We start from the raw sequence: 9,096 nt of genomic DNA, 5'->3' as shown, positions 1-9,096 counted from the left end.
CGTCATATCCGTCATGTCCATCACCGCGCCTAGTGCAGAATCTTGGACAGGAACTCGCGGCAGCGCGGGTTCTCGGGGTTATCGAAGAAGTGCTCGGGCGTGCCCTCCTCCAGAATGCGGCCGTCCTCCATAAAGATGACGCGGTCGGCCACCTGACGCGCAAAACCCATCTCGTGCGTCACGCAGATCATGGTGATGTCCTCCTGCGCGAGCTCAATCATAACGTCCAGAACCTCCTGGACCATCTCGGGGTCGAGCGCCGAGGTCGGCTCGTCAAACAGGATGATGGGCTGCTTGGTGCACAGGGCACGGGCGATGGCGATGCGCTGCTGCTGACCACCCGAGAGATTCTGCGGATACTCGCCGGCCTTATGTGCCATGCCGACGCGCTTGAGCGCAGCGATGGCGATCTCGGTCGCCTCCTCCTTGCTCTTCTTTTGCAGTTTGATGGGCGCGAGCGTCAGGTTGCCCAGCACCGTCATGTTGGGATACAGGTTGAACTGCTGAAACACCATGGAACTATACTTGCGAGCCATCTCCAGGTGATTCTTTTTGGTGAGCGGCGTACCGTCGATGACAACCTCGCCCGACGTGGGCTCCTCCAGATAATCGACGCAACGGATGAGCGTCGATTTACCCGAGCCGGAAGGCCCGATCATTACGAGCTTCTCGCCACGTTTGACGGTGAGGTTGATATCTTTGAGCACATGCAGGTCGCCAAAGTACTTGTTGAGATGCTTGATCTCGATCATGTCTGCCATGAATGTCCCTTCCCTGCGTTTACATGAGTTGAACTATTGTACGGAAAGAACCACGTTTCCGCAGCCCACACTACATTCCCGTAAAGAACCCGCAACCTTCCACCCACTCATTGGGGACAGACTTAAATGAGTACCTGCTCATTGGGCACTCATTTAAGCCTATCCCCAATGAGTGCCCAGCCCAGCAAAAAGGGGCGCGACCATGACGGCCACGCCCCCTCAGCCTCAACTGTGTGCCACTCGGCCCCTACGCGAGGCGGGCTCCGACGATCTTTGCTGCGGCCGGCTTATCGAAGTTGCCGCCGGTGGCCTTGCCCAGGGCACCCATGACCTGGCCCATCTGCTTCTTGGACGTGGCGCCCAGCTCGGCGATAACCTGCTCGATCAGGGCCTCGAGCTCCTCGCCCGAAACCTGCGCGGGCAGCAGGCTCTCCAGGATCTTGACCTGCTCGGTCAGGTTGTCGGTACGCTCCTGGTCGGTGCCGGCCTTGATGGACATCTCCAGCGTCTCGCTCGTCTGCTTGATCAGGCGCTTGATCATGCTGTTGACGTCTTCCTCGGTCACATCGCGGCGCTCGTTAACCTCGATATTCTTCACCTCGGCCTTGACCTGGCGAATGATGGACAGGCGAACCTTGTCCTTGGCCTTCATGGCCGCGATCATTTCTTTCTGCAGCTCTTCGTTGGTCATCTGCAAATCCTCTCTAATAGCGTGGGCGGCACTCGTGCGAGCACCGCCCCATGATTACTCAGTCGTCGACGAATCGTCGGTCGAGCTCTTGGTGACGCCCTTCAGACTCACGTTATAGGGTACGTCCTTGGGCATGGGATTAACGGTGATGTCGGCATCCTTCTTGTACTGCTCTAGCCACTCGCTGTACGCGGTGCTGGCCGCCTGCGTCTTCACCACGTTGGAGACATACTTCTTGATGGCCTTGGGCACCTGGTTGATATCATCAACCTGATTATCGACATGGAAGTAGTCGGTGCACTTGATGACATGGTAACCGTACGTCGACTCGACCACGTCGCTCACGTCGCCCTTGTTGAGCCCCTCGAGCGCCGTCTGGTAGCTGTCGACGAAGGTGGTAAGCTTATCCCAGCCCACATCGCCCTTCTTCTCCTTGGAACCGGTGTCCTCGGAGTACTGCTCAACGGCGTCCTCAAAGCTCAGCTCACCGGAGTTGATCTTGTCCAGGCACTCCTGCGCCTTGGCCTTGGCGGCAGCCTTGTCCTCGTCGGAAGCGTCGGAATCAACCTTGATCAGGATGTTCGACGAGCGGCGGGCGTCGTTGTAGCTGGACAGGTTTTCGTTGATGTAATCGACAATCTCGCTGTCCTTGGGCTTGCTGGTGGGCGCCACGGCGTCCTTGAGCTTTTGCTGTGCCAGACTCTCCTTGAGCGAGTCCTTGTAGGTGTCCTCGGTATAGCCGTAGGTCTTGAGGGTCTTCTTAAAGGCCTTGGCACCGCCCGCGCTCTTGCACGCGTCCTTCCAAGCCTTCTCGACCTCCTCGTCCGACACCGTCACGCCGTTCTCCTTCTGTGCCTGTTGAAGCAGAATCTGCTGCGTGTAGGAGTCGATGAGTTGCTTGCGGTACTTCTTGGGCGTGAGGTCGTTGTCAACCAGATACTGCGCCCAATCCTCATCCTTGGTGTAGCCGTAGGACGTGCGCATGCTCATGATCTGCTTGGTCACGGTGTCCTCGGTAAGGTTGGTGCCGTTGATAGTGGCAGCAACACCGCCGGTCAGCTTGTAGCCCGAGGTGTCCTCAGCCTGCGACATAAGGCCGGAGCACGCCATCGCCGAGACGGAAAGCAGCATCGCCAGCACGCCGATGACCACCAGAACGATCTTGACGGTCTTAGACACGTACGTCTTGCGCTGCTTCTTGCGAGAGCTTGAGGCAGCGCGGGCCTGCTGCTCGGGCGTCGGCGCGGCCTCGGAGTTCTTTTTCTTATTTGCCATAGTTGGCCTTTCGCATAACGAATCGAACAAACGCCATTGTGTCACAACGCAGCCCCCGCGGCACGCTTGGTGCATTGGGGACAGATTAATCTGCACCATTTTGGTGCAAAGGGGACAGCTCTGGCAGCCGGCAGTTAGGGACAGTCCCCAAGTGCCGACTCAGCCCCACCTTAGAAGTGGCGGCGGATGGCGTCGACCATGCCCTGGGACGTGGTCTGGCCGAGCACGTCGGCTGCGGCATCGGCGTCCATAAAGATGTTCATGAGCGCCTGCAGGGCTTCGACCTGGCCTCCCGGCTCGGCGATGCCCAGATTAATGACGATCTGCGCCGACACCGGAGCGCCCATGCCAGCCATAGCGTTAAATGTCACGGGCGCGGCGGGCTTCACCACCGCGATATAGGGCTTGGCCACAAACCCCGGATCGGTATGCGGAATGGCAATGTTTGCCGCCGGCATGGCAAGACCCGTGGGATAGGCATCCTCGCGCGTGCGAACGGCGTCGAGCCAACCGGATGCAATGTAGCCACGTGGTGCAAGCTCGCCCTCGAGCCGCGCGAACACCTCATCCGGCGTCGCACACTCCCAATCAAAAAACACCAGCTCAGGCGTAAACAGCGCTTCGTTATCCGCCATGCGCTCACCTCTCTCACCTAGTCACCTGCGACGTTCTTGAATGACCAGTCGTTAAAGCCCGTTCCCGATGACTACCCAAAACAAAAGGTGGCCACGCGCGCCTTGGCGCCAATGACCACCCTGACTACTCGGCTAAATTGTACTGTGCGCCGCTAGCCGCGAGGCGCGTCAATTGCGACCTTGCCGCTCTCCAGCACGTGGACGCGGCCGTCGGCGAGCATCTGAACAACCTCGGGATACAGCACGTGCTCAATCGCGTGGATGTGCTCCTCGAGCGTGTCGACATCCCAACCTTCCTCGACAGCCAGCGCGCGCTGGGCGATGATGGGGCCGTTGTCGTAGATCTCGTTGGCAAAGTGCACGGTCACACCGGTTACCTTGACGCCGCGCGCAAAGGCATCGTCGATCGCATGCGCGCCGGTAAAGCTCGGCAGCAGTGCCGGATGCAAGTTGACCACGCGGTTGGGAAACGCCGCCAGCAGCGGCGTGTGCACCATGCGCATGTAACCGGCCATGACCACATATTCGCAGCCGCGCTCGAGCAGCTCGTGCGCGATGATCTCGTCGGCGGCGATGGGGTCGGCATAGACATCCTTGGACAGCGTGAGCGTCTGGATGCCCGCGCGCTCAGCGCGCTGCAAACCCTTAGCCGAAGGACGGCTCGACACCACAAGCTCAATCGAAGCGTTGAGCTTGCCGGCGGCGATCAGATCGATCAGCGCCTGCAGGTTGGTACCCGAACCGCTGATGAGCACACCGATCTTGAGCGGCTCGGCCGTATCGGTGCCGGTCGGACGGGTGTAGGGCACAAAGCCCAGGCCCTCGGCAGCAGCCATCTGCTCGTTAGCGCTCATCGGAGTACACGACCTTACCGGAGCCCTCGACGCACTCGCCCACGCGGAACGGCTTCTCGCCCAGCGCGACCAGGGCCTCGGTCACCGCGGCCTCGTCCTCGGGAGCGACGATCAGGCACAGGCCGACGCCCATGTTGAAGGTCTTGCATGCCTCGTTGGGCGCGAGCTCGGCCTGGCGCGACACGTAGGTGATGACGGGAGGAACGTCCCAGCCCATCTCGGCACCGTTGCGGGTGACCACGGCGTCGACGTCGTCGGCGAGCGCGCGGTTGAGGTTCTCGGTAATACCGCCGCCAGTGATGTGGGCAATGGCGTGCACCGGAGCGCCGCCGCGCAGCAGCTCCAGAATCGGCTTGACGTAGATGCGCGTGGGAGCCAGCAGGGCGTCTGCCAGCGAAGCACCGCCGAGCTCCTCGAGCGGACGGCTCAGCTCCTCCGCCTTAGCGGCGGCCTCGGGCGTGCCCGGCTTAATGCCGTCGACGCCGATGACCTTGCGCACGAGCGAGTAGCCGTTGGAGTGCACGCCGGTGGAAGGCAGGCCCAGGATCACATCGCCCGGGCGGACGTTTGCGGGGTCGAGCATCTTGGGACGGTCGACGACGCCCACGGTAAAGCCGGCAAGGTCGTAGTCGGCCGGAGCCATGACGCCGGGGTGCTCGGCCATCTCACCGCCCACGAGCGCGCAGCCCGCGAGCTTACAGCCATCGGCCACGCCCTTGATGATCTTTGCCATGTGCTCGGCCTCGATGTGGCCGATGGCAACGTAGTCCAGGAAGAACAGCGGCTCGGCGCCCGAAGCCAGAATGTCGTTGACGCACATAGCGACCAGGTCCTGGCCCACCGTCTCGTGGCGATCCATGATCTGGGCGAGCACGAGCTTGGTGCCCACGCCGTCGGTACCGCTAATCAGAATCGGGTCTTCCATATCCTTAAGCGCGGCAGCCGAGAACAGGCCACCGAAGCCGCCGATGCCGCCGATAACCTCGGGGCGATTGGTGTCCTTGACCATCTGCTTAATCGCGTCGACGGCGCGGCCGCCCTCGGCGGTATCGACGCCGGCATCCTCATACGTCACATGCTTGCTGTCGCTCATCTGAGCCTTCCTCTCCCACTACCGTCCGCCGCCCGGGCGCCAAACGGTGCTCATAGTTGCGTTCATTTCGGCGCGCGCCATAACAACGCGCGCCGTCATATCAACAAAACAGCAGGTAAAACCTACCAAAATAAACCTGTCCCTACATGGCAGGCTTTAGGCCTCGCCGTGCTCCTCTTCCCAGCTGCGGTCGTCGTATTTCTCGACCACGGCGTCGTCATCAAAGTGCAGCGGCTTGTCCAGGTTGCGGGGCTTAAAGCCCTCCATGAACTTGTCGCGGCCAAAACTCTCGGGAATCGCCACGGGGTAGCGGCCGGTAAAGCACGCATCGCAGTAACCGCCCTTGGGCATGACCTTAAGCAGGCCCTCGACCGAAAGGAAGGCCAGCGAATCGGCGCCGATATACTCGCAAATCTCGTCGACCGTCTTGTTGGCGCTGATAAGCTGCGACTGCACGTCGGTATCGATACCGTAGAAGCACGGCCAGATAACCTCGGGTGAGTTGATGCGGATATGAATCTCCTTGGCGCCGGCGTTGCGTAGCATCTTGACGAGCTGCACCATGGTGGTGCCGCGCACGATGGAGTCGTCGATGACGACCAGGCGCTTGCCCTCGATGTTGTCGCGCAGCGGGTTGAGTTTCATACGCACGCCCATGGCGCGCAGCTCCTGCGTGGGTTCGATAAACGTACGGCCCACGTAGCGGTTCTTGATAAGGCCCTCGCCAAAGGGAATACCGCTCTCGTGCGAATAACCCTCCGCGGGCGGCAGGCCGGAATCGGGCACGCCGATGACCAGGTCGGCCTCGACGGGCTCCTCGTGTGCCAGCTGACGACCCATGTCATAACGGCAGGCGTAGACGCTCTTGCCGTTCATGATGGAGTCGGGGCGAGCGAAGTAGACCTGCTCAAAGATGCAGTTAGCAGGCTCTTCGGCGGCAGGCACGCCCTGCTCGGACACAAGGCCCTCGGCGCTGATGCGCAAGATCTCGCCGGGACGGACGTCACGAACATACTCGGCGCCCACAATGTCGAGCGCGCACGTCTCGGAAGCAACGACCCAGCCGCCGGCGCGGGTGACATGGGTGGTGGCGTCGACCGTCGCGGCGCCGTCCTGCGACGGCAGCTGCGAAACGGATGCGGCATCGGCTTGGTCCAGACCCTCGTCCACCAGCTTGCCCAGCACGAGCGGGCGAATGCCGTGCGGATCGCGGAATGCGTAGAGCGCCTGCTCGTTGATGAGCGTCATGGCATAGCCGCCGCGCACGAGCTCCATGGTCTTGCGAATGCCCTCGCGTAGATGGCCTGTACGCTGAGTAAAGTAACCGATAAGCTTAGTCGCGACCTCGGAATCCGAATTGGAAAGGAACGGCACGCCCAGCTCGATCAGCTGGCGGCGCAGCTCGTCGGTGTTGACGAGGGTACCGTTGTGCGCGAGCGCGATAATGACGCTATTGATGGTAGAGAGGTGCGGCTGAGAGGCCTCCCAGCTCTTGGCACCGGCAGTGCCATAGCGCACGTGGCCCACGGCCAGCTGGCCGGAGAGTGTCGACAGGTCGGCGTTGGAGAACACGCGGTCGAGCAGGCCCAGGTCCTTGCGAACCATAACCGTGCCGCCATCACCCACGGCGATTCCCGCCGATTCCTGGCCGCGATGCTGTAGCGCGCGCAGACCAAAGTACGTCAGTCGAGCCACATCGCGATCGGGTGCCCACACACCAAAAATGCCGCATTCCTCATGCAGCTGGTCGGAGTCCGGATCATACGTCGACATGGTCTTCACCTGTCCCGCGGCACGCTCGGCCGCGCGGATGGTTTCTTGAGACATGGCATCCCCTCAGAGCCTCGTTATTTGGCGTTACCTGCCCTATTATACGCACGGCAAGACAAGCACTCCCGCGCATGAACAGCGCTTTTTAAAAGCCCACCGAGCTTATAATCCGTTTTGCAGCCAAACATTTTATTGGGCAACCGCCTCGGGGCCGACGATCCCGCATGCTTCCGTCGCGACGCGTCTCGTCCACCGCTAGGGCTTACATTGCTGCAATTGGGTCGTTTGTCCTGTCTTTTAGCAGGTCGGCGGCGTATCCTTGTACCTACAGCAAAACGAGAAAGGTTATGTATGGATCGAAACGAACTCGACCCCAGCGTCCCCAGCGTCACGGAGGTCAAGAAGATCCCCCTCATCATTAAGGTGTATGCCGTCCTGTGCATCCTGTCCGGTGTTGGTACGCTCCCGTCGGTCGGCGCCTTTATGTGGCAGGTCATCACCGCGCTCATCAACGGCAACGCCGCCGCCAACCTCGGCGACAACACGCTCGTCGCAGTCGGCCTTATCGTCGCCGGCATCATGCTCTCGGCTGCCAGTGCCGTCATCTTGATCATCTTTGGCCTGGACCTCATCAAGAACCAGCGCCGCAACGCCGCCCGTCTTTCCTACATCCTTATCGCGTTTACCGTCGTGGAGCTTTTAGTTGACGTGATGCTCCAGGGTATCGGACCCTTCCTGCTGCGCCCCGCCATTCAGCTCGGTATCCTCATCGCGCTTTCGGCCACCGTCGACCCCACGCTACGCCAGGAGCGCGAACTGCAGCGCCGTCTGCAAGAGATGCTCGACCGCGATGCCGCCGCCGAGGGGATGCTCGGCCGCGACGAAACCGGCGAGGGCTACATCAAGCTCAACTACTTCAACCTGTTCTGGGTATTCTTCGTCTGCAGCGTGTTAGGTCTCATTCTCGAGGAAGTCTGGCATATGGTCGTCGTCGATCCCGGCGTCTATCAGGACCGGGCCGGTATGCTATTTGGCCCCTTTAGCCCCATCTACGGATTTGGCGCGGTGCTCATGACCATGGCGCTCAACCGCTTCTATAAAAAGAATCCTCTGATCATTTTCCTGGTAAGTGCCCTGATCGGCGGCGCTTTCGAGGTGTTTGTAGGCTGGTTTATGCAGACCTCATTTGGCGTGGTGTCGTGGAGCTACTCGCACATGAAACTGTTCGGCATGCCCGACCCACTCGCCGTCCTTACGGGCGGACGCACCTGCACGGGCTTTGCCTGCCTGTGGGGCCTGGGTGGCCTTATCTGGATCAAGCTGCTGCTGCCGAGGCTGCTCAAGCTCATCAACATGATTCCGTGGAAGAGTCGCTACTCGGCTACCGTCATCTTTACCGTCATTATGCTGGTCGACGGCGTCATGACGCTGCAGTCGCTCGACTACTGGTACCAGCGCGTCAACGGCACGGAGCCGGATATTCCCGTCGCGCAGTTCTACGGCAAGTATTTCGATAACGACTATATGGAGAACCGCTTCCAGAGCATGACCATGAGCCCCAAGGATGCGACGCGCGTGTAGCGCCACGCAATGCCGAGATTTTCCAACGCATAGAAAAGCCCGCTGTCAGACTGATTGAACTGCCAGTGGGCTTTTGCTGTAGATGGACTTGAATTGATCGCAAGGTCCTATGCCTCGCGCTCGACCTCGCTCACACACTCATTTTTGATGGTGCCGACAAGCTTCTGAAGTGCGTCGACCACATGCGGGCGAATGTCTCCGCCAATGAGTACGAGCATGATGTCGTCGCCCACGGTAAGCTCGCCGCTCGCCAGCCACACGCGCACATAGCCGATACCCGGCATCGCGCGCGTTGCCTCGATAGCAGCCTGCACCTTTTCGGCATCGAAGCCAAACACCATGCCGCCCACCTTATGTCCAGGCGCCACACCATCTGTCTCGACCCCACGCACCTCGGACTTAGGCGTCGCACGCACCACGCCATTGTGTGTCAGGT

At 60.7% G+C, this 9,096-nt stretch carries 9 protein-coding genes; 1 reads left to right on the top strand and 8 read right to left on the bottom strand.

The features are described 5' to 3' along the window. Positions 1-29 precede the first annotated feature (29 nt). The 7 genes from ABHR75_RS01015 to ABHR75_RS00985 all read right to left on the bottom strand — a co-directional run bounded on the left by ABHR75_RS01015 (position 30) and on the right by ABHR75_RS00985 (position 7,136). The gene (locus ABHR75_RS01015; protein ID WP_022094215.1) at positions 30-761 is read right to left on the bottom strand and encodes an amino acid ABC transporter ATP-binding protein; all 732 of its coding nucleotides are present in this window, start codon (positions 759-761) and stop codon (positions 30-32) included. 247 nt (positions 762-1,008) lie between these two features. Then, positions 1,009-1,452, bottom strand: a complete 444-nt coding sequence (locus ABHR75_RS01010; protein WP_055310319.1) for a GatB/YqeY domain-containing protein — start codon at positions 1,450-1,452, stop codon at positions 1,009-1,011. 54 nt (positions 1,453-1,506) lie between these two features. Next, positions 1,507-2,727: a peptidylprolyl isomerase gene (locus ABHR75_RS01005; RefSeq protein WP_099432435.1), complete on the bottom strand. Its 1,221-nt coding sequence runs from the start codon at positions 2,725-2,727 to the stop codon at positions 1,507-1,509. Positions 2,728-2,897: 170 nt separating this feature from the next. Then, positions 2,898-3,362: a PTS sugar transporter subunit IIA gene (locus tag ABHR75_RS01000; RefSeq protein ID WP_117746187.1), complete on the bottom strand. Its 465-nt coding sequence runs from the start codon at positions 3,360-3,362 to the stop codon at positions 2,898-2,900. 152 nt (positions 3,363-3,514) lie between these two features. Further along, entirely contained in the window at positions 3,515-4,216 is a 702-nt protein-coding gene (gene purN, locus ABHR75_RS00995; RefSeq protein WP_055285383.1) for a phosphoribosylglycinamide formyltransferase, read from the bottom strand. Further along, entirely contained in the window at positions 4,206-5,309 is a 1,104-nt protein-coding gene (gene purM / locus ABHR75_RS00990) for a phosphoribosylformylglycinamidine cyclo-ligase (RefSeq protein WP_117655823.1), read from the bottom strand. The genes purN and purM overlap by 11 nt, the downstream gene beginning before the upstream one ends. Positions 5,310-5,465: 156 nt before the next feature. Beyond that, entirely contained in the window at positions 5,466-7,136 is a 1,671-nt protein-coding gene (locus tag ABHR75_RS00985; protein ID WP_138113623.1) for an amidophosphoribosyltransferase, read from the bottom strand. 294 nt (positions 7,137-7,430) lie between these two features. Between ABHR75_RS00985 and ABHR75_RS00980 the strand changes: the two genes are divergently transcribed. After that, on the top strand, positions 7,431-8,660 hold the full coding sequence (locus tag ABHR75_RS00980; protein ID WP_346963420.1) for a putative ABC transporter permease: 1,230 nt from the start codon (positions 7,431-7,433) through the stop codon (positions 8,658-8,660). A 107-nt stretch (positions 8,661-8,767) separates the two neighbouring features. Here ABHR75_RS00980 and ABHR75_RS00975 read toward each other — a convergent pair. After that, on the bottom strand, positions 8,768-9,096 hold a 329-nt coding region (locus ABHR75_RS00975), incomplete at its 5' end, for a molybdopterin biosynthesis protein (RefSeq protein ID WP_346963419.1).

This window comes from Collinsella aerofaciens, from assembly GCF_039752955.1.
Taxonomy (GTDB): Bacteria; Actinomycetota; Coriobacteriia; order Coriobacteriales; family Coriobacteriaceae; genus Collinsella; species Collinsella aerofaciens_BI.
Note: the sequence above shows the minus strand (reverse complement) of the source record. Positions and strands in the feature narration are given on the sequence as shown.